Below are 22,804 nucleotides of genomic sequence, written 5' to 3'. Positions count from 1 at the left end.
CTGATAGTAGCGAGAGCTAGATTCACTACTGAGATAGATTTTTTAATTCAGAGAAACAGATATTACTAAAGTAAAGTCAATGCAATTCAATAAAACGCTCTGTTAGAACATCAATGGATAAGTTTATAAGTTTAGTAGAGCGCGGCGTAAATCAAGTTACCATTTTCAACAAGCAAAAGCCTTGATATACAAAACTTTTGAATGCGTGACTTTTGCGGCTCGACCGAGCTTCGCCGAACGTCCTTGCGATACTAGTTGCGTTTTTTTTTGAAATTAAAAAAGTAATATGACTTCTATAAAACGGTCTAACTCTGACAAAAGTGCCAGCCTTAATCTGCGTTTACCACCAAAAAAGGCAGCTAAAAACGTAACGAAGAAAACAGCGCCATCCCAAAAGATATTCTATAGCATTGTCCATGCAATTCCTGGGCGGATTCGTTTTCGTATTCCTCTGCTAGCCAGAGATACTGAGTATGCTAATCAACTCAAGTTAGCGATAGAATCCGATCCTAGAGTTACAAATGTCCGTGTTAACCCAAAAGCTGCATCCATCGTCATCAATTATAAAGTGGGTGTACTTTCAGATAATCAAATGCGCGGGCATCTAGTCAACCTGATTCAAACTGCCCAAGATGTGGTTGTGCCAAAAAAGGTAATGGCAAAATCAATTGTAGGAACTATCTTTGATGCTCTAATCAACCTAATTGATAGTACACGCAAGATCAACCAAGCACGTAATGTTATTGTATATCGAAGGGTTAGGATAGACGTTTGGGAACGGATACTTTCTACCTCAAGAAGCATAATTAAGAGGCTAAAATCTGCCACTATGTTTGTTTTACCTAACAAGCGATGGCGATTGCGCGGCAATGGCAAGGTGAATTCCCAGCCTTTGAAACTGAAATCTGCCAGCGAACCCGATCTTGTCTAGTTGTTAATACAGAAACTATTAAAATTATTCATGATTAAGAGTAAGTAGCCATGAAATAACTAGTAGGTTTTGCCATAACTCATGAAAATCTCTCTTCCCTAGTCTTTAGTCAAAGCATTTTATTATCAATAACAAATGGGTACTCCTCACTTTCATAAACTTCCTAATGAAAACCATTGGGTTCAAGCAATACACACTGCTGTTAAAGGAAGAGCTAGATATAAGGTAAATGGGCTTTATCATTCAGAAGCTCTTAAAAAATATCTTGAATCAAGATTATTAGAAGAGGAAATAATCTCACGAGCTAGTGCTAATAGTTACACTGGGAATGTTCTTGTTATTTTCCATCCAGATAAGAGTTTAAATACTATCGGCCTTCTCATTCAAGAAATTGTCTTAGATTATCGGCAAAAAAGCAGCAAATCACTTCCTTCTACCGCAGTCACTAAAGAAAATACTGCTTCCGTTGGGGGTAATAATCGAAACATATCTGATTCAGCCGTACTGTCTCAAATATCTATACAGCAACAATTAAACCAAACAGGTAGTCAACTTATTCCGGTATTGGGGGCTGTTGGCGCTCTTGTATGCGTCACCGGATTGTTGTACGTATATAATCTTGACGAAGCCATTTTGCTCTTGATCCAGAGGTTGCATACACCACTGCGCGATCGCATCATGCTTAGTATCACTTTTATGGGCGATCCAGTAGTAATGCTGTTATCTTCTTTGGGGCTGGCGATTAGTCCGTTATTTTATAATCGTCGTCGGCAAGCAGCTATCTTGGGCATCGCTGGAGTTGGTGCAACCTTGCTAAATTGTTTGATGAAACTATTATTTGGTAGAGCGCGTCCAGCGCTGTGGAAACATATTATTAAAGTAGGTCAACATAGTTTTCCTAGTGGCCATGCAATGGTCTCAATAGTGATTTACGGTTTTACCAGCTATCTTCTGGCAAAGCAGTTTCCTGAATGGCGCTTTTGGATTTACGGTTTGACTATACTCTTAATTGCTGCGATCGGTTTCAGTCGGCTTTATCTTGGTGTACATTGGCTAACTGATGTGACAGCTGGTTACGGGGCAGGTTTAGTGTGGTTGATTGCCTGTATTCTTAGTTTGGAGGCTACAAGGAATCCCCGTGCGATTCCTTGTGAGTGAATCTCCAGTAAGTAATGTCAGTTTTTATGTTTGAACAACAACCTGAAGATTTACAATTTTATGTTAAACAGTTAGCTACCGAAGCTGTACAAAAATCAGAACCATCGGCATGGTTTGAAGTGTTATATACCGAAGCTAAAGGTGATACAGCAAAAATTCCTTGGGCAAAGTTAACTCCTCACCCTTATCTACAAGATTGGTTGACGAATCATCAACCGTTCGTTTCTGGGCAAAAGGCGCTAGTCATTGGTTGCGGCTTGGGAGATGATGCCGAAGCTTTAGCTCATCTGGGATTTGAAGTAACTGCTTTTGATATTTCACCGACAGCGATCGCTTGGTGTCAAGAGCGATTTCCAGATTCGACTGTCAACTATGTAGTCGCAGATTTGTTAGCAATTCCCTCACAATGGCATCAAGCTTTTGATTTTGTTTTTGAATGTCGTAATATTCAAGCTTTGCCGTTGAATGTGCGTTCTGGGGTTATTTCTTCAGTTACCTCCTTTGTTGCTTCTGGTGGCACACTTTTACTGATTACTCGTGTTCGAGATACAGAAGTTGAACCCTCTGGCCCACCTTGGCCATTATCAGACTCAGAATTAGCACAGGTTGAAAATGTGGGATTACAGCAAGTAGAAAAACTTGTGTTTTTAGAATCTGAGCTTGACGTTAAGCAAGTGCGGATTGAATATCAAAGGCATAATTCTTTGACAGATTTAAATTCTACAACCAAAATCTAATTCCTTACTGCGTATGTATTTTACAGATCCTAAAAGTTATTATTCTGGTTTACCGAACAGAGAAATTAGAGTAAACCGTAATCTTTTTTTAGGTCTAATTAAGTGCGGTAATCATCATTTGATGAGGTGATGATTACCGAATTTATAGAAGTTGAAACCATACTTATTATGAATACATACAGCACAAAATCAAGTGCAAAAACGATTAAACAATAGCTGAGTTTTTCCGAGAAAGAGTTATGGTACTAGTTCGTTACAACCCCTGGCAAGAATTGAACGCTTTAGAACGTCACATCAACGGCTTATTTGGAGATACCAGAGTACCATCTGCACGGCTTGAAAAAGGCTTTGTCAGAGTTCCGGCTGCTGAGTTGCACGAAACCGATGATGCGATTCATCTCAAGCTAGAACTGCCAGGATTGGAAGCTAAAGACTTAGATATTCAAGTCACCCAAGACGCTGTTCGCATTAGCGGTGAGCGCAAGTCTGAAACTAAAACCCAAGACAAGGGTATTACCAAGAGTGAATTTTACTACGGCAAGTTCCAACGTGTAATTCCTCTATCTGGTAGGGTTCAAAATACCAATGTTACCGCAGATTATAAAGACGGGATCTTGAATTTGACACTGCCCAAGTCCGAGCAAGAAAAGAACAAAGTTGTCAAGGTTAATCTAGAACAACCTGCTGCATAAGTGCGAAACTACTCACCTCCAATAATTGATTGAGATAGCTAAAAGCCCAGTTAGAAATGACTGGGCTTTTTTGTATGCAATCTCTAATTTAAGCTACTTTAGTGGACTGTGACGCTCCTACATCGCTATCGCTCTCTTTAGCTCTAAGAATTGGAGCGATCGCTGAACTGTTAGTGAATTTACATTAATTAAGAATAAATATCAATACAAATCACTGTAACGTATGGATTAATTACTGATTCAGGTACATCAATTGTTAATTCTCCTAACGGATTAGAATTGAGGATAGAATCAATAATCGCACAGCGACTTGTGTAGGTTAATGCTGTGCCGTCAGCAAGAACAAACACCGATTTTACTTGTTTGATTGGTATACCCCTAACTGAGATTGTTTCGTAAGGTTTCATTAATAGGTGTAAATAAATGCGATTGCCCTTACGAGTTGAGGGGCCATAAAATTGCCACGGTTCTAATCCTGGGGTTGTATCAAGTATACTTTCACAGTGGCTCCCCATCCAATCTGCTATATCTTTGAGACGCTCTGACTGCTCAGGAGGGATTTGTCCATTACCCATTGGACTAACATTAAGCAAGAGGTTGCCCCCTTTGCCTGCTACTTCGCAAAGAGTGTGAATCAATTGACGAGACGATTTGAAGTTGCAATCATCTGAATTATATCCCCAACTCTCGTTAATAGTCAGACAAGTTTCCCAAGTACGATCGGGTGGGTGAGGAGGAATAAACTGCTCAGGAGTCTCAAAATCTCCACAATTCGGAAGACGATCGTTGATGAGAATATTAGGTTGTAAATCACGAATCATTTTTGCTAATTCTTGAGCCTGCCATTGCTCAGGAGTGCGTTCCCAGCTTCCGTCAAACCAAATGATGTCAATTTGACCATAATTAGTCAATAGTTCTCGTATCTGATTGAACATAAATTGGATATATCGCTCCCACTGTTGCGCTGTCGGTTGAGGTAGCTGGTCAAAGCGATAAGGTTTATCTGCTTCTGTAAAAGCTGGATAGTCTGGATGATGCCAGTCACTAAGCGAAAAATAAAGACCAATACGCAATCCTACAGAGCGCATCGCTTCGATATATTCACGTACAATATCTTTTTTATAAGGTGCAGATGCAATTGAAAAGTCTGATTCTTGCGTATGAAATAGGGCAAACCCATTATGATGTTTGGCTGTTAATATGGCATATTTCATTCCTAGACTTTTTGCTAAATCTGCCCATTCTTGAGGATTGTATTGCTGTGGATTGAAAGTATTAGCTGTGTAGTGATATTTCTCAACTGGAATATCTTTGCAAAAAGGTAGGCTGAATACACCCCCAACTAACGGCCAAGATAACTCACATCCTTGTTGGGAACTATGTCCCCAATGAATAAACATCCCCAATCGAGCTGTATCAAACCAGTTATTCATCATGGTGAAATTTGGTAATAATTCTGCTTAATAAAGGAGAAATAGCTCCCTTTGCATATTAGTACATATACAGATTTTGGTTGTTATTATTTGTTGGCTGAGGTGAAAATGCGATCGCATTGGTTATAGAACCCAGTTGTCACGACTTATCCTCAATCACCAATGTAGACTCAGCAGTACGCCCAAATTCTTCTGGCGCATATTGCAAGTGAACTTCTGCACCAGGCCAAGAAAATGTACCAGGAGTAACAGAACGGACTAAGTAATGGAGGCTATAAACTCCTGGTTCGAGGTGGTCGGCGTAGGCGATAATGCGATCGCGGTACACATTCTTAAACCCAAGTTCCCAGCTATCGGCTTTTGCTTGTAATGCAGCGGTAGCAGTTTGAAAACTCGCATCCACCGCCTCAAAACCTGATGGTAGGGGATCTTTTATCACCAGATGATCCACAGGATGATCGGCGATGATTTCTAAACCAATATCAAACACTTGTCCAGAGGCTAAAGTCAAGGGTTTATCGAAAGCATAAAGACCTGTTTTTTGCAAAACTTTCTCTTTATTTACTTGACTAATTTCTCGTGTTATGCGTAATCCGTTAAATCTGCCTGGTTGATTTCCTTGCAAGCGATAATTGTAAGCAACCAGATAGTGCAAAGTGCCATTACCTGATTTTTGCAGGGTTAAATCATTACGCCCACGAGGTAATTTATTCATGGGCACATTTAGCTGTAAGCCGGGATTTTGATAGCCATTAAAGCGATTTTCTCCTAACTTATTACCAGCTAATTCCACTGTGGCAACAAAATTAGGTGGCGTGGGTTGCAGTTGGCTATATTCTACCAAAGCTGTTAAGGCTTGAGCATTATTATAGTTGGTTTGCCATGTACCATCGCGTCGTAATGCCAGAAGACTTTGGAATAATTTATCTATAACTTCGGGTTTACTCTGTTTGGCAATAAATAAGCGTAAAGCTTGCGCTTGCGTCGTAGTAGATGAACTCATCCATCCCCAACTAGTTGGTAAACTCACAACTGCTGTGCGACCAGTTTCATAGATATTCTGTTGCAGCTTGTTCACTAATTGTTGAGATTCATCTTGCCATTCTGGGAATTGAGATAAGTATCGCGCTAGTTTAATTTGAGTTGCTACATCAAAATTATTACGCTGTTCATAAATATCTGCGAGGAAAGTATTGCGTTTGTCTCCTAATTCTGCTAAAGAAATTAAAGCATTAAGTTGCAGTTGCCTTTTACAGAGTAGTTGTTTGCAAAAGTCGTATTCTCCGGGGTTCGCCAGAACTTTTTGTAAATAGGCTCTCAGGCGAGATACCATTACAGAATCGACTAAATTAGGGAACACCTGACTAGCTTTAGCCAAAGATTCACCCGTATAGGAAGAAGCCCAAGGGTCGGATTTTTCTTGTCCGGGGAAAGCAGCAAAACCACCATCGGCTATTTGGAGTTTTTGTAATTTTTCAATTGCTTGACTCGCTTGTTGGCTAGGATTAAATTCTGCAAATGCCTGACCGTATTTTTGGGCAATAGTTTGCAGATTTGCCGCAATTATTAACTGACTCGCCGCCGGTTCTGTGAATGGTAAATCATCATCTTCTAAAACTTGTTTTGCTGGTGCTTTAATTTCTGGAATCAAAGTACTCGCCAACTGAATATCTAAACCTCCCGCATCAGGGAAGGTATTTTTATCAACATTAAGAGGAATCTTCACCTGTTTGTCAGTGACACCAGATTCAACGACTTGTTCTGTAATTTCAATTGGCTTAATTTCCAAAGGTACTTCAAAAGCATCTGTGGCTGTACCATTTAGCTGAGTTGTAAATCGAACTTTACCAGTTCCCACACTATCCGCCAGCATAGGAAAGCGATAAGCATGAGTTGCAGATTCAGCTTTGGTTTGCAAAGAAGTCGCTGTGGGGTTTTTCTCAGCAAACTTCACCATACCGCTAAGTTCGCCATTAATTGAGAGATTTCCTGTATTCCCTGTGTTGTTTGTGACGGATAAACCAGCGAGGATGCGATCGCCTGGACGGGCAAATTGTGGCAAGATGGCATTAGTTAGCAGTGGTTTGGTGCTGATAAACGTCGCCTCCCCATTCCCGAAACGCAGATTCCCATCGGTGGCGACAGCCATCACTCGCCATGTAGTTAAGTCATCCGGGAGTTTAAAAGTTATCTGTGCGTTCCCATTTGCATCGGTGATGACAGAACCATTGTAGTAAGCTAAAGCTTTAAAATCGGTGCGAGTGCGAGTATTGGCTGCACCAGTGGAGAAACCACCGCCATAACCCCAACCTTTTGGTTTAGCTACATCTTGTGTTTGTAATATGACATCTGGGCGATTATCGTTAAAGCGCGTAGAAATTGGCTGTTCTGCATAAACTGTATCTACCAAATCTGGCGGACGATAACCAGAAAGTTGTAACACCGCCTCGTTTACTACCATGACTGTAAACTGTCCTTTGGTGGGGTTTCCTTGATTGTCCTTCAGTTCTAGTTGTACCGTTTCTTCTGCGCCAGGTTCTAATGATGCTTGCACTGGTTTAACTTGCAGTTTTAAATACTTATCTTCTAAATTAACTTTAAAAGGTGTAAAACCAATCTTCACCAAGTTATCTAAACTTCCCGCTTCCACTTGGTTAATGGGTTTACCTTGTCTGACTAAGACAGCTTCAATGGCTGCATTTGGCAGCATTTCTGGCGTAACTTGAAACTGAATTTGTGGCGCGCCTCCCTGAACTTTAATAATCTGCTGATAAAGAGGTTTATCTTTAATCACAGCAAAGTATAATTCTGCATCTGGATAGGGAGATTGAATTAATACAGTAGCAGTTTCACCAGGTTTAAACTCTTTTTTATCTAATTTAACTTCTAAGACATCATCTTCCTTAGAACCCCAAAATACCGGATTTTCTCCAGTTGCCCAAATTTGCAAATCTGTGGCACTTAATTCACCTTTAACATCGCTAAAATTAACTCTAATCCGATATGAAGCAGATTCCGGCGCTGTCAAACTTACTGATTGTGGATTACTTGCAGATGTAATTTCTGCTTGTCCTACTGTTTTATATTCAACTTGATTTTTTGGAGTTCGGCTACCTTCCACCAACTGCGTGACGCTGCTGTATTTAATCTGTTGTAATTCCAGGCGCACCCGTTGACCTGTTATCGGTTTTCCTGTAGGGTCAGTAACAATCACTTCAACAGGAAAAGCCTTACCAGCATCAGCGATGAAATTACTTTTTAATCCAATAAGGCGATTACTCGGTAAGGCTGTAAAAGTTTTAGAATTTGCTACCGACATATTAGAAACATCTGCAACTTGTACATCCACCTGGTAAGTCATCGGATATGGTAAATCATTCGCCACATTCACAGTTTGACTACTTTTACCATTAGCATCTAGCTGGGCATTAGTTTGCAATACATCAGTAGATATAGTAGGGGTTTCCTCCGGCCATAACCATTGCCTACCAAAAGTAAATCCCTCCCAACCTTTAGGAACAAAATCAGCCTGCTGGCGAGTAATAAAATATTTTGCTTCTCCACCTCCTACAGGCGCACCAAACAAATAATTGCTTGTAGCATTAATATTAACTTTTTCGTCAATATATGCAAATTCTTTATCTAAGTTGAGTTCGACTTTAAAGTTGGGTGGCTTAAACTCAGCTACCCGAAATTCTCCAGAAATTTCTTGTCCATTTTTACCTTTCGCCTGGACTGTATAGTAGCCTAAGCGCTGAGTAGTTTTGATTGGCAGTTCCAGAGAAAAACTGCCAAATTCATTTGTAGTTTGCGTACCTAAGCTAGTTTTTTGCCCATCGGGATTTACCAAAGTTAATTGGTAAGCAGCATTTTTATCTTGCTGAATTGCACCATTTTGTAAATAGTTTGCAAAACCAGTCAACCAAGCTTTTTCACCTGGTTGATATAACTGTCTATCCGAGAAAATTATCCCGCGTGATTCTGGCTTTTTATCTTGCCAACCCGCATCAATACCGTAGCCATAAACACCGCTATATTCTTCAGTTCTAGCAAATGCCCAATCTTGATTTTCACGGGCAACTACTAATAACTGTGGTGATTTACTAGAGCTTTCATTGCCAGAATAACATTTTTGTAATCCTTCACCAACAATTCTAAAAATTCCATTTTCATCAGTTTTACCTGTTGCGCAAGGTACTGGTTCTGGACGAGATTTTGCTTGTAATTTTGATTGATAAATTTCAACGGCAGCCGCTTTAACTGGCGAACCATCTGTAAGATGATTGACACGAATTAACCCTGACTCAGGAAACCACTGAGTAAATACGCCCAAATTCGTCAATTCAACTAAGCCATAAGTCGTAGGTTCGCGCCACAGTTCTTTACCATTTTCTTGATATTTATTAGTGCGGGCTTGAACTCCATAAGCTAACATCCCCGTAGCAGCACTAATTTTTTCTCGCAAAGGAACAGCAATATCAACTGATTGATTTTTCTTACCCGATACCTTAAAGCTTTGCCAATCAGAAGGTTGTGATAATAAATCACTACTATTATTAAAATAAACTAAATCTGTTGGTTGAACTACTCGATAAGCGGCTTTATATTTAGATTCTGGCAGATTTCCGGTACTAATATTTAGCTGTAAATTTTTACTTGTAGGAAAAATATTCAAATCTGATGGTACCCAAATATCCCCAGCTAAATCTCCAGTGTCATATTTAAGGGTGACAGGTTTACCCAAAGTTTGCCCAAACTTATCTTTGAGATTTTCGCCGATAGTAATTGTATAAGTCTTGGCGGGTTCTAGCGCATAAGGATTGATGCCGACAATCTTATCTTCATCATTAACTTGCAGAATTCTCGAAATTTCTTTTGGTGCTGGATTAATAGTAATGTTTTCTTTAGCTGAATCTGCTAATAAAACATTATTAAATTCTAGCTGGGGACTGCCTTTAACAAATCGTCCAAATGTTCCGCCTGAATCTGGCTGCCCGTAAAAGTTAATTTTCTGAAATGCCAAAGGCGAATAAGTTGCTAACTTACTGGCAAATTGTTTCTCTGTCGCTAGATTGCCATAAGCAGGACGTATGCCTGGAGAAAATATCAGGCGATAACTGGTTGCTTTTTCTAGATTTTGCTGTGGGATGAGATTATAAATCCAATTGCGTGCTGAAGGATCAAATTTTTCTAAAGGGTCTTCTTCATTTTTTACTGGTTTTTCTTCTTTGTTTAATCCAACTTTAAAACCTGTACTTTTACTTTTACCTTCGGGAATTAACTGTAAATGTTCTTGTACAGAAGCTAAATCCAATTCTACATTGGAAGTAAACTGTAACTTCTGTTGTAAATCAATTGGTTCGATATCAGCTTTCTCAATGGGATTGACACCGGGTAAATTAGTTAATTTAATGGATTCAGTGTTGAAAGTCCAAGGCAAATCTTTGTCTAGGCGGTGATTTTTTAAATCGGCTAAACCTGCTTTGAGAGTGACTTGAAACCTTGTCGCTATTGGTAATGCTTTTTCAGCTTGGAATCCCACCATGCGCGGTGTTAAAAAGCGAAATTGACCGGGTAAAGGCGGCCAAAGGGCAAATTTTTGTAATATTTTTTGCTGTTCTGGACTATCAAGACTTTCAACTGGGATTAAAGCTTCTTTAAAACGGATGCGGATTTGATTGAGAAGTTTTGCATCTCCAATGGGACTTATTTGTTCAATCCAGTCTGGTAATTTTGGTGGTGTAAGTGAGGAAACTGCTGGTAGTTGTTCTTTACTTGAGTTGATACCAAAAAAATTACACCCTGCCATCCCTAATATAAATGTAAAGAGAAGGATAAACTGTATTGTTCTCTTCTGGTTTGAAGAACGCCTAATTTTCTTTACCGAACTGCCAATAACCCTAAGAACGCGATAGGTTATTCTATGCTGGAAACGCAGTAAAACTCTGATAATCATTTTTCTAGTAATTAAAAATAAAAAATTCGCGCACTATAGCAAATAAAACCTTACATTACCTGATGGAGTCGGAAATGCCAACCTTAATAAAGGACGCAAGATAACTAGTTACTTTTACACAACCTGCGGATGTAACGTATGTTTATTTACATAGATAACTAATCTAGTGTTATTGTTCCAAAAATGACTACAATTCTTAACTATAAAGAAGTATTTAAATTTCGCAAACATTAATTTACATCTGCTGAGTTGGTAAAAATTAATTATTAAGGATTTGAAATATTTACAGATATAGATGTAATCGCTGCGTCAAGATTAAGGTAGATTTTCTTTGACAGGGGATTCCCTGATGAAACTAATTTTACGATCGCTACTCAAACTTAAGCACACTAGTAAAGTTATCCTGGCTGTGCTGCTAATCTGTCTGGTGGTACGCTTACTCCCTTATTTTGCGCCCATTCGGGCCGCAGATATTGCCCAAAATCAGTTGGCAATGCAATTTAGCGATCGCAATGGTTTACCATTAGGAACATTGCTCACCCGCGACCAAGAGCATACATCAGTAGTACCACTAAATCAGGTTTCGCCCCAGTTTATCCATGCTATTTTAGCCGCCGAAGATGGCAGCTTTTACCATCACGGGGCGTTGGATATGAAAGCTGTTATCCGCGCCAGCAAAGAAGCCATCCACGCCAAAAGAATTGTTTCCGGTGCTTCCACAATTACTATGCAGTTGGCGCGAATGTTAGATCCAGTGCCGCGTAGCTTCTCTGGTAAACTGAGTGAAATTTGGCTATCTTGGCGGTTAGCAGCAGGGATGAACAAAGATGAAATTCTGGCTGCATATATCAATCGGCTACCAATGGGCGGAAATATATATGGTGTGGAAGCAGCTGCGCAGACTTATTTTTCCATTCCAGCTAGTGAATTGAATCTTGCTCAAGCTAGTTTGTTGGCTGCTATTCCCAATAATCCCACATATTTTAATCCTTACGAACATTGGGAACGGCTGAAGCAGCGACAAAAATATGTCCTTAATCGGATGGTACAGGAAAAGTATATTAGTGGAGCGATGGCTGCGCCAACGTCTGCGACGAACGCAACTCGAACACACACCGAAAAGGTTGTGTTTCAGTCTCGCCAAGAGGGAATTATCGCTGCACCACACTTTTTATTTTGGTTAGCCAATCAGTTTGATAAGACGCAAACAGAACAAAATTCCCCCATCCGCACGACTATAAATCGCCCTTTGCAACAGTTTGTAGAAGCACAGGTACAGCAGGTAATTTCTTCCCTAGCCGCCAACAATGTCCATGATGCAGCCGCGTTGGTGATTGATAACCACACTGGTGAAGTTTTGGCTTATGTCGGTTCACCTGATTACTTTAATGAAGCCAAACTGGGGCGCAATGATGGAGTGCAAGCACTACGTCAACCAGGTTCTACCCTCAAGCCTTTTGTTTATGAATTAGCTTTAGAAAAAGGTTTAATTCGCCCAAACAGTATTTTGGCAGATGTACCCGCCCATTATGCAATTCCCGGCGCGAGACTTTACAGCCCCACAGATTACACCGAAAGATTTCTTGGCCCTGTACGGGTACGAATCGCTTTAGCAAATTCTTTAAATGTACCTGCAATAAAGGTGTTAGAAAAAGTTGGTGTGGAAACTTTCTTAGAACGACTGCATCAACTGGGATTTGAACACCTCAATCAAACTCCAGAACATTATGGTTTAGGTTTGACTCTAGGTAGTGGCGAAGTCAGTCTTTGGGAATTAGCCCGTGCTTATCTGACCATAGCACGAGAAGGAGAGGCGATTCCTTTAGTAAGCACATTTTCCAATTCCCCAATTCAAAATCGTTCGGTTGAGCGAAGTCGAAGTCCAAAATCTCAAATCGTTCGACTGAGCGAAGTCGAAGTCCAAAATCCGGCAATTTGGCAATTAATCACCAACATACTCAGTGACAGCTATGCTCGTGCAACAGCATTTGGTGTAGACTCGGTGTTAAATTTACCCTTTCCTGTGGCTGTTAAAACTGGCACTTCTTCCAATTTTCGTGATACTTGGACTGTTGGCTTCACTACAGATTACACCGTCGCTACTTGGGTAGGCAATTTCAACGGCGAACCGATGCGACAAGTTTCAGGTGTGACGGGCGCAGCACCCTTATGGAATCGAATTATGTTACATCTGCACGAACATCAAGAACCAGCAGCTTTTCCATCTCCAAAAGGTTTAGTGCAATTACCTGTTTGTGCAATTTCTGGATTACGACCCACACCAAATTGTACCTCAGTGGTGCAGGAATATTTCTATCCTGAAGATAAAAGTAATTACGAACGCGAGCATCAATTCAATTTGCCACCAGAGTATGATGAATGGTTAGCAAAACAACAGCAATCAAATTTTACTTCTGCCAGTTTGAGAATTTTATCTCCGCATCATGGCGATTTATTTTTAGTTTATCCTGGTGAACAAACGAAGCAAAAACTCGAATTTAAGTTATCGGGAAATAAATCTGCACCAGTAGAGTGGTGGTTAAATGGCGAAAAGTTAGATGCAAACTCAGCTAATTCTTTATTTTGGAATCTGCGTCCTGGTAAGTGGACTTTGGAAGCAATAAATGGGGAAATGAGCGACAAAGTAAGTTTTCAGGTGGAGTTAGCTAATGTTAAACCTACGCGTCGAGGATTTTCTATTAGTAATAATTGAAATAGCAAAGATGGCTCTCTGTCAATGCCTAACTATTGAACGCGTCTGCTTGATAGGAATCTCAATGATAAACTCTGTACCCTTACCAGGTACAGAAATACACTTAATTTTTCCTTGATGTTTTTCCACTATAATCTCGTAACTAATAGATAATCCTAAGCCAGTACCTTTACCTATAGGTTTAGTAGTAAAGAAAGGGTCAAATAATCTATTCTGATCTTCTTTAGTTATTCCTAAACCATTATCTTTTATACTAATAATTACATACTCTTCATTTTGAACTTGAGTATGGATAATAATAGAATTAAGCTGTCTTTCAATATCTCCTTTTAAATATTCTACTTCCCGTTGATGTAAAGCATCAATAGCGTTACTGAGAATATTCATAAAGACCTGATTTAACCCTCCTGCATAACATTCAACAAGAGGCAAATTTCCATAATCTTTGATAATTGCAATTTCCTGCTGTTTATGATTTTCTTTGAAACGATACTGTAAAATTAATAGGGTGCTATTAATTCCTTCATGAATGTCAACAAATTTCATTTCTGCTTCATCAAGGCGCGAGAAGTTACGCAAAGTTAGCACAATTTCGCGAATCCGTTCAGTACCAACTGCCATTGATGATAAGATTTTCGGCATATCATCAACAATAAACTCTAAATCTATCTCATTAATTAGAGTAGTTATTTCTGATTTCTCACTAGAACATTGTTGCTGATACAGTTTAATTAAAGTTAGTAATTGCTGGCTATATTCTCTAATATGTATCAGATTACCATAAATAAAATTAACTGGATTATTGATTTCATGAGCAACACCAGCAACTAGCTGACCTAATGAAGACATTTTTTCAGTTTGAATAAGTTGTACTTGAGTGTGTTGCAATTCTTGCAGTGTATTTTGTAGCTGAACATTTTTATGTTTTAATTTTGCCGTTCTCTCCGTAACTTGCATTTCCAATCGATAATTCGTTTCTTCTAAAGCGGCTTGAGCAAATTTTTTAGCTTTTAAGTATTGCTGTAATAAATGCAATACTAAAAGCCATGCCGGAATCAACATTGCTAAACTTATAATGGACTCCGAAATTGCCCATAGGATTCTTTGATAATATTCATCAACCTTCTGCTGTAATTCCAGTGATATATTAGACTTTCTTTTCATCACCCCATCAGCATAAATTTGCTTCTGAGTTTCATATTTACGGCTAAAAAGTAGTTGTTGTGCTGTCTCTTTTTGATTCTTATTAACTAAATCAAAAGATTGATATTCCATTGTCACCAGATGCTGATTAGCAGCATCAATTTTCTTGGCATCCTCATTTTTATATGCTTTAGGAGCTAGTTTAATCGATTCTTGAATAGCAATATCAAGCTTAGGTTCAAATTGGCGATATCGTTGTTCCCAAATAGTGTTTCCTGTAGCAGCATTCATGCGGGCTGACATAGTTAGTACTTCATCAAAATAAGTAATTTCATCACTTAATATTTGAAGTTTAAATTCATTTTTAGTAATGCTATTGAAGTTATAATATGCTTCCAAGTTGAGCCAAACTTGAGGAATGAATAAGAGCAGAGTAAGTAGTACTGTTACAGTTATTAGTTGAGAGGAAGCAAATCTCAGTTTATAAAGTAGGTGCATTTTAATACTATTTTTTAGATATGTTTTAATTCGGTATTGCCGCTATTAATACTCTTGCATCAGTTTAGACTCATCAATATTGATACCGAAAAAATCTCTTAAAAATCCTATGGTTTCATTTTGGTAATTTTCAAAGTTAATTTCATTTATTTGTTTGACTTTAATCTTTCTGCCATAAATAAATCCTAACTTAAAACTCATAAAGTCTAATTTTGAAAAATTATAAGGAACTGGATAGATAAATTTAGCAAAGAATTGATAGATGAATAAATGTAGCTGATTAGTCTTTAAGTCATTGCCCATTGTAAATCCTATGACAAAGGCTTCATCTTGAGAAGAAATTCCTCTATCTAAAAGTATGTGAATATAATCATGATGGAGCAGATTAATTTTTCCAGGTAAAGCCATTATGCTATTAGGATTCTCTAACAACCAAATGACAAAAGGCATTTTCGGCTCACCATGTAACCTAAATACTAATGAATGTGCTTTTTTTAAATTCATTTGAGCGATATCTATTTGAAAAGCTTTATTTAAATCAAAATCCATATTCTGTATATTTATAATCAAACAACTAACTTATTAATATTTGTTTTTCTTCTCATTTGTCTATAATTCTCAACAAAATTATTTTTATTTTTATAATTAAGTATATAAAAAATAATTTTACATAAAATTACAGTATTATCACTGAAGCTTGTGCTAAGGGCAAAAGCATCTAAATGAAGAATCATCGACTGAGATAAATTGCTGTAACTCTGCTATGAAAAAAGATGTTGCTGCAATAGCTCGATCGCGCTTTGTTGATGGACTATTTCTCACAGTCTTGAGTTCGATGAATGCGTTGTTCGATACAAGTAACGAATTAGATACCGGAAAGTGTCAAACTAAATATAAAGTTTATAGAAAAACTGCAAACTCAAACCATGACTCAACAACCAACTGATTTAGATAATAAAGCTGTATTTGAGCAGTTGTGGAAGATTACAAAGGAACTCCGCCAAAAATTAGAGGCTCGTTTTCAGTTACATCCAGACCCTTCTGTAGAAAATTTACAGCAATACAGCAGTCTTGATGGCAATATGAAGGGTTCGCTAACCGCTTTTTCTGGGAAAGAAATTGACTGGCTAGTGCATTCGTGGTTGGGAAACCCGGAAAAATCAAACTTTGGGACTATGCGTCTCACTACTTGGTTGAAGTCCCATATTCAGGTTCCTCATTTGGCCTTCGAGTTTGGCACACTTCCAAATATTTTCTTTTATATAGATTACATTCCTCGGACTGAGCTTTTAACCGATTTGGCATCTCTAGATCGCTACTATGAGCCAGTTAATCAAATATTCTTAAAGTTACAGGAAGATTCGCGGCTCAAGGTATTTACCAGCAAAAGTGCGTATATTCGCTTATTTCAATCGCCCGTTAGTCTTTGCTACACAGGCGCACCTACTTTGGAAACTCTCGAACTAACTCGCACACTTGCACACGAAACACTCGATCGCTGGCTTACTTGGGTAGATGCAGCTGAACCGGTGCCAGAAGATGCACGCACGGCTTTAGCTGCTCGTGATTTGGCGCTCCGCCGAATCAGTGCTGAACGCGATCCAGGTAATAAATTTGCTGCACAGATGTTTGGCTCGGAATTGACAGAGAAACTTGTGCGATCGCTCTGGGGTGGCGATCGCATTCTCTAAATTAGTTATTTGTCATTGGTCATTTGTCCTTAGTCCCATACCCTATGCCCACTAATCTAGAATCATTCCGCGCTTTGGCACTGCAAGTTACCTGTCATGCAGTCAATCAAACCAGCAATCGCCACGAAGCGCGATCGCTCATGCAAAACTCCATTAACCGCCTAGCTCAACAAATTGCTGCCAGTATCGCTTTCATAGGCTTTGATTGTCGTTTAATTGTACTGCCAGAATATTTCCTGACTGGTTTCCCAATGGGAGATACTCTAGCAGGGTGGGCAGAAAAAGCCTGTATAGAAATGGCTGGTGCTGAGTATGAGGCGCTGGGTAAAATTGCCCAAAAGCATAAAATATTTTTAGCAGGTAACGCCTACGAAGTTGACCCCAACTTTCCCGGATTGTACTTTCAAACCTGCTTTATTCTTGACCCCTCTGGCTCAATCGTCTTGCGGTATCGGCGGCTAAATTCCTTATTTGCTCCCACTCCCCATGATGTTTGGGATAAATATCTTGACTGCTATGGCTTAGAAGGAGTTTTCCCCGTTGCCAAAACTGCGATCGGTAATTTGGCTGCTTTAGCATCAGAAGAAATTTTGTATCCAGAAGTAGCGCGGTGCTTGGCGATGCGAGGAGCAGAGATTTTTGTCCATTCCACTTCGGAAGTATACAACAAAAACCTCACGCCCAAAGACGCGGCAAAAATCACTCGGGCCGTCGAAAATCTGGCTTATGTAGTTTCAGCTAATACCGCAGGCATCGCTAATATTGCCATCCCCATTGCTTCAGCTGATGGTGGCTCTAAAATCATTGACCATCGCGGAATCGTATTAGCAGAAACAGGTGCAGGCGAAAGTATGGCAGCATTTGCAGAGATTGATTTACCAGCATTACGCCGCGATCGCCGCCGACCGGGGTTAAATAATTTACTTTCCCGCCAGCGATTTGAACTATACGCCGAAAGTTATCGCCAATCACACTTTTACCCCGCTAATACTATGCTGGAAGGAGAAGTAGACCGCAAACATTTCCTGCAAACACAGCAAGCCACCATTGAGCGTTTAACCCAATTGGGCATAATTTGAATTTGGGAATGGGGCATTAGGCATCGAGCATGGGGAAATAAAGAATAGATAACTCTTGACAAATGACTAATGACCAATGACAAATGACAAAAACAATAGAAGTCCGCAATCCCCGAACTGGCAAATTTGACTACGTAATTATCCCGCCACCTCCAAGGTTGGTGGTACAGCAATGTAAGCGCACGCGCCGGGCACAAGTTCGCTGGCAAGAGTTGGGCTTAGAGGGGAGAATTGAAGCCTTACAGCAGTGGAAACAGGCGATATTATCTGAACGCGATCGCCTTACAGAAGCTTTGGTAAATGATACCGGAAGATTGTCAACCTCGGTATTAGAAATAGACTCTTTCCTCTCAAGCATCGATCGCTGGTGTCGGCTAGCACCGGAATTGCTGCAAGAATCGGCAAAAAATACAGCCATTCCGTTTATTGCTTTACAACAAACATCCGCTCCTTATCCTCTAGTCGGGGTAATTAGTCCGTGGAATTTTCCGCTGTTACTGTCTACCATTGATACCATCCCGGCATTATTGGCGGGTTGTGCTGTCATTGTCAAACCCAGTGAAATCGCTCCCCGCTTCGTAGCACCACTCAAAACAGCACTCAACGCCGTTCCCGAATTGCGCGATGTTTTAACTTTTGTGGAAGGAGCAGGCGAAACTGGATCTGTTTTGATTGAAAATGTAGATTTAGTATGCTTTACAGGCAGTGTAGCCACGGGGAGAAAAGTTGCACAGGCGGCTGCAAAACAGTTTATTCCAGCTTTTTTGGAATTAGGAGGAAAAGATCCTGCGATCGTTTTAGAATCAGCCAACTTAGAATTAGCAACCTCAGCAATATTGTGGGGTTCCGTCGTCAACACCGGACAGTCATGCCTCTCAATTGAGCGAATTTATGTTGCAGACTCTATATTTGAAAAGTTTTACCATCAACTAGTAGCCAAAGCACATCGCCTTGAGCTAGCCTATCCCACAGTCGAAAGTGGAGAAATTGGCCCCATCATCGCCGAAAAACAAGCAGCCATTATTAGCGATCATCTTCTAGATGCAGTGGAAAAAGGAGCAGTAATTCACTGCGGCGGTGTAATAGAGGATTTAGGTGGGGGTTGGTGGTGTCGTCCAACAGTGCTTACCCAGGTCAATCATTCCATGAAAGTGATGACCGAAGAGACTTTTGGCCCCATTATGCCAATAATGCCTTTTTCCACAGTTGAGGAAGCGGTGTCTTTAGCCAATGATTCAATTTATGGATTAAGTGCTGCTGTATTTGCCTCGGAAACAGAAGCCTTAGAAGTTGCCCATCAAATAGATGCAGGTGCTATTAGTATCAACGATGCTGGACTCACCGCCATCATGCACGAAGGAGAGAAAAACGCCTTTAAATTCTCTGGTTTGGGAGGTTCGCGTATGGGTGCGGCAGCGCTGAAACGGTTCATGCGAAAAAAAGCTATTTTGATCAAAACTAACGCTACTAATGACCCTTGGTGGTTTAATAATGAAGTTTGAAGGAGTCAAGAGGCAGGAGACAGTGTTTCGACTACGCTCAACAAACAGAAGGTAATATTTTTAAGAGCAGTGTAATGCATCGGCTTACAATGCCATTGTCTCAGATCGCAATACCATTGTATCGACTTACAATGTTAATGCTAACATTCAGCAGTTTTTGTAGAGTAAGCACTGCTTACCTGCTCAAACGGTTGTTTTTACCTAAGGTTGTTGAGAGGGGAATTACAATGTCAAATATTCGAGAAGGAATGCCCGTGCTTGCCCGTCATGAAGGAGATTGGGTAGGAACTTATACATTAATTGATACAACAGGAAAAATCCTCGACAAGTATGAATCTCACTTAACTTGTCAATTTCCAGAAAATGGCCCTCATCCCTACTACCAAATCAATCGCTACAAATGGTCTGATGGGAAACGAGAAGAATATGAATTTCCAGGAATCTATAAAGATAATAAACTTTGGTTTGACACCGATCGCATAGACGGAAAAGCCTGGGAAGCAGATGATTCGATTGTTATTTTGTGGTTTAGTTATAAGACAAACCCAGAAATGAGCTTATATGAAATGATTTACATTAGTCCTGATAATAACAATCGTGCCCGCACTTGGCATTGGTTTAAAAACAATCAAATCTTTCAACGCACCCTAATTCAAGAAGAACGGGTAAGATAGTAATTTCTCCCCTCAAAGATAAACACTCATTATTCTCCAGTCCGCGCAGGTGGTCACTGAGCCTGTGGTTCGCGCAGCGTCTCGTAGAGAAGAAGTGCGGACTTTGTTTGTGTAGCCACGGCTTCCAGTCGTTAAGCTTTCATCTCCAATCTCAACTTAGTAAGGTACACGCATGGCCAAAGGTGACAAAATAAACTTTTCTACTCCTAGCGGGTTTCCAGAATTTCTTCCTAGCGAAAAGCGTCTAGAATTATATTTGCTAGATATCATCCGTAAAGTTTTTGAAAGCTATGGATTTACGCCCATCGAAACACCTGCTGTAGAACGTTTAGAAGTCCTGCAAGCTAAAGGGAATCAAGGCGATAATATCATTTATGGAATTAATCCTATATTGCCACCAAATCGACAAGCCGAAAGAGATAAATCGGGCGAAACAGGTTCGGAAGCAAGAGCTTTGAAGTTCGATCAAACAGTTCCTTTAGCGGCGTATATTGCCCGCCACCTGAATGAATTAACCTTTCCCTTTGCCCGTTATCAAACAGATGTAGTTTTTCGGGGAGAACGCGCGAAAGATGGGCGTTTTCGCCAGTTTCGCCAGTGTGATATTGATGTAGTTGCTCGTCGCGAACTCAGCTTGCTCTATGATGCTCAGATGCCTGCAATTATCACTGAGATATTTGAAGCAATTAATATTGGTGATTTTCTGATTCGCATCAATAACCGAAAAGTTCTTACTGGTTTCTTTAAATCATTGGGTATTGCCGAAAATCAAATAAAATCTTGTATTGGTATTGTTGATACTCTAGAAAAGATTGGTGAAAGTAAAGTAAAACAAGATTTAGAAAAAGAAGGAATTGCAGCCGAACAATCACAAAAAATTATTGAGTTTATCAAAATAGACGGTTCAGTTGATGAAGTTTTAGATAAGCTCAAGCACCTCGCCCAAAATCTGCCAGAAACCGAGCAATTGAGTTTAGGAGTTACCGAATTAGAAACGGTAATTGCTGGAGTGCGTAATCTCGGTGTTGCCGAAAACCGTTTCTGTATTGATTTATCTATTGCTCGTGGTCTTGATTACTATACCGGCACAGTTTACGAAACAACTCTATTAGGACATGAAGCTTTAGGCAGTATTTGTTCTGGCGGGAGATATGAAGAATTAGTCGGGGTATTTTTGGGTGAAAAAATGCCTGGTGTCGGTATTTCTATCGGCTTAACTCGCTTAATTAGTCGCTTGTTAAAAGCTGGTATTCTAAATACCTTAGCTACTACACCAGCCCAAGTGATGGTAATGAATATGCAAGAAGATTTAATGCCCACTTATTTAAAAGTTTCTCAACATCTGCGTCAGGCGGGAATTAATGTTATAACTAGCTTTGATAAGCGTCCCTTGGGTAAACAATTTCAATTAGCAGACAAACAAGGAATTCAATTTTGCGTAATTATTGGTTCTGAAGAAGCAGCAGCGCAAAAGTCATCGCTCAAAGATTTGAAAACAGGCGAGCAAGTAGAAGTGCTACTAGAAAATTTAGCTGAGGAAGTGAAAAAAAGGTTTACCTAAAAGTTGATTTATCAAGTAGCAACTGTCTATTGCAATGCGTTACGAGTTCCACCTAACACACCCTACTGATCGAATTTTGGATTAGGAATCGCCTTAGTACATCTGACTTGGTGTGAATTAATCTATAGCAATTATTTTTCAAACTGGTATTTATTTGGAAGTCCTTTATGAGTTTGTCTGATTTTCCTAATCTCTGGGTTCCTCTAGCACTTTTAGGTTTAATTGTTATGGCTGCTGTATTCTTCAGCCGCAGCAATTGATATTTAAAACATTACAGAAATTAAGTAAGGTAAAGTAGGAGGGCCTTGTGCTGCCTGACAGAACTCTGGTTAGTAATCAACAATCTCGTTGTAGTAATCTGTCATCCAATCCAACATTTTTTCTTCACTCTAGTAATTTAGGAGTAGGGAGTGGTCAATTGGTAAGATCAAACTACCCCCGATAAATGCAAAGGTTTACCTTCTGCTTCTGTCAGAGTAAAATCTCCATTTCGTCTGGACAGTTCAAAATAAATTATGTCAGAGCTATTTGATTTACTAACAAAATATCCTGTATTGATTGCCGTTATTGTTGGTACTATTTCAGCTTTTGTTGCTGGTGTATCAGCCTTAACCACGACCGTAATCACTATCCGCTCTCAAAGAGATAGAGAAAGACAACAATGGGTTAGGGAAAAACTACAAGAAATTTATAGTAATTGTATTAGTTCCATTGAAGCATCGTGCGCTTTTGGTCTATATAATCCAGAGGAATTACTTAATGCTACCAAGTGGTTAAATATTTTGTTGATATATCACTCAAATAAATATAATAAAGAATTTTTAAGCCTCCCTGAAGAAATTAATTTATTTTCTATTCAACAATGGAGTGCTTTATTAATAAAATATAACATTATGGGGATAGAATTACATAATAATGCGCCTAGTTCTGGCGAATTTTATATAGCAGCAAAAGGATTGCAAAGCCGTATCATTAAATTAGCATCAGTAGATAAAAGGTTACATGGTTAAAGGTTAAGTTAAGGTGGAGGTATCAG

General features: G+C 39.5%; 16 protein-coding genes. 12 read left to right on the top strand and 4 right to left on the bottom strand.

Going from position 1 to position 22,804, the window contains the following annotated elements:
* The first annotated feature begins 286 nt into the window (after positions 1 to 286).
* From V7K84_RS16345 to V7K84_RS16330, 4 genes are all read left to right on the top strand, one after another.
* Positions 287 to 931, top strand: a complete 645-nt coding sequence (locus tag V7K84_RS16345) for an HMA2 domain-containing protein (protein WP_334839505.1) — start codon at positions 287 to 289, stop codon at positions 929 to 931.
* A gap of 135 nt (positions 932 to 1,066) precedes the next feature.
* Entirely contained in the window at positions 1,067 to 2,089 is a 1,023-nt protein-coding gene (locus V7K84_RS16340; RefSeq protein ID WP_334839503.1) for a phosphatase PAP2 family protein, read from the top strand.
* Between the two features lie 26 nt (positions 2,090 to 2,115).
* The gene (locus tag V7K84_RS16335; protein ID WP_334839501.1) at positions 2,116 to 2,826 is read left to right on the top strand and encodes a class I SAM-dependent methyltransferase; all 711 of its coding nucleotides are present in this window, start codon (positions 2,116 to 2,118) and stop codon (positions 2,824 to 2,826) included.
* 239 nt (positions 2,827 to 3,065) lie between these two features.
* A complete protein-coding gene (locus tag V7K84_RS16330) occupies positions 3,066 to 3,518 on the top strand; it encodes an Hsp20/alpha crystallin family protein (RefSeq protein WP_334839499.1) in 453 nt (150 codons plus the stop codon).
* A gap of 188 nt (positions 3,519 to 3,706) precedes the next feature.
* Here V7K84_RS16330 and V7K84_RS16325 read toward each other — a convergent pair whose 3' ends face one another.
* Positions 3,707 to 4,954, bottom strand: coding sequence for an alpha-L-fucosidase (locus tag V7K84_RS16325; protein ID WP_334839497.1), 1,248 nt, complete (start codon positions 4,952 to 4,954; stop codon positions 3,707 to 3,709).
* Positions 4,955 to 5,090: 136 nt separating this feature from the next.
* Positions 5,091 to 10,760 (bottom strand): alpha-2-macroglobulin family protein, encoded by a 5,670-nt coding sequence (locus tag V7K84_RS16320; RefSeq protein ID WP_334839495.1) that lies wholly within the window; start codon positions 10,758 to 10,760, stop codon positions 5,091 to 5,093.
* Positions 10,761 to 11,256: 496 nt separating this feature from the next.
* Between V7K84_RS16320 and pbpC the strand changes: the two genes are divergently transcribed.
* Positions 11,257 to 13,620, top strand: coding sequence for a penicillin-binding protein 1C (pbpC, locus tag V7K84_RS16315; protein ID WP_334839493.1), 2,364 nt, complete (start codon positions 11,257 to 11,259; stop codon positions 13,618 to 13,620).
* Positions 13,621 to 13,641: 21 nt separating this feature from the next.
* Here pbpC and V7K84_RS16310 read toward each other — a convergent pair whose 3' ends face one another.
* Complete coding sequence (locus tag V7K84_RS16310) at positions 13,642 to 15,261, bottom strand: sensor histidine kinase (RefSeq protein WP_334839491.1); 1,620 nt, start codon at positions 15,259 to 15,261, stop codon at positions 13,642 to 13,644.
* A gap of 45 nt (positions 15,262 to 15,306) precedes the next feature.
* Complete coding sequence (locus V7K84_RS16305) at positions 15,307 to 15,810, bottom strand: hypothetical protein (protein ID WP_334839489.1); 504 nt, start codon at positions 15,808 to 15,810, stop codon at positions 15,307 to 15,309.
* A 214-nt stretch (positions 15,811 to 16,024) separates the two neighbouring features.
* Here V7K84_RS16305 and V7K84_RS16300 point away from each other — a divergent pair, with 214 nt between their 5' ends.
* From V7K84_RS16300 to V7K84_RS16270, 7 genes are all read left to right on the top strand, one after another.
* A complete protein-coding gene (locus V7K84_RS16300; protein WP_334839487.1) occupies positions 16,025 to 16,207 on the top strand; it encodes a hypothetical protein in 183 nt (60 codons plus the stop codon).
* Complete coding sequence (locus tag V7K84_RS16295; RefSeq protein ID WP_334839485.1) at positions 16,188 to 16,952, top strand: red chlorophyll catabolite reductase; 765 nt, start codon at positions 16,188 to 16,190, stop codon at positions 16,950 to 16,952. Before V7K84_RS16300 ends, V7K84_RS16295 begins: the two co-directional genes overlap by 20 nt.
* A 44-nt stretch (positions 16,953 to 16,996) precedes the next feature.
* Positions 16,997 to 18,031: a nitrilase-related carbon-nitrogen hydrolase gene (locus V7K84_RS16290; RefSeq protein WP_334839483.1), complete on the top strand. Its 1,035-nt coding sequence runs from the start codon at positions 16,997 to 16,999 to the stop codon at positions 18,029 to 18,031.
* Between the two features lie 83 nt (positions 18,032 to 18,114).
* Positions 18,115 to 19,533 carry an aldehyde dehydrogenase family protein gene (locus tag V7K84_RS16285; RefSeq protein WP_334839481.1) on the top strand — a complete coding sequence of 473 codons (1,419 nt, stop codon included), beginning with the start codon at positions 18,115 to 18,117 and terminating at the stop codon, positions 19,531 to 19,533.
* A gap of 227 nt (positions 19,534 to 19,760) precedes the next feature.
* Positions 19,761 to 20,207: a DUF3598 family protein gene (locus V7K84_RS16280; protein ID WP_334701486.1), complete on the top strand. Its 447-nt coding sequence runs from the start codon at positions 19,761 to 19,763 to the stop codon at positions 20,205 to 20,207.
* A 172-nt stretch (positions 20,208 to 20,379) separates the two neighbouring features.
* Positions 20,380 to 21,768: a histidine--tRNA ligase gene (gene hisS / locus V7K84_RS16275; protein WP_334839480.1), complete on the top strand. Its 1,389-nt coding sequence runs from the start codon at positions 20,380 to 20,382 to the stop codon at positions 21,766 to 21,768.
* Positions 21,769 to 22,283: 515 nt separating this feature from the next.
* Entirely contained in the window at positions 22,284 to 22,778 is a 495-nt protein-coding gene (locus V7K84_RS16270) for a hypothetical protein (RefSeq protein ID WP_334839478.1), read from the top strand.
* Positions 22,779 to 22,804 lie beyond the last annotated feature (26 nt).

This window comes from Nostoc sp. (genome assembly GCF_036917315.1).
In the GTDB taxonomy this organism is placed as follows: domain Bacteria; phylum Cyanobacteriota; class Cyanobacteriia; order Cyanobacteriales; family Nostocaceae; genus Nostoc.
Note: the sequence above shows the minus strand (reverse complement) of the source record. Positions and strands in the feature narration are given on the sequence as shown.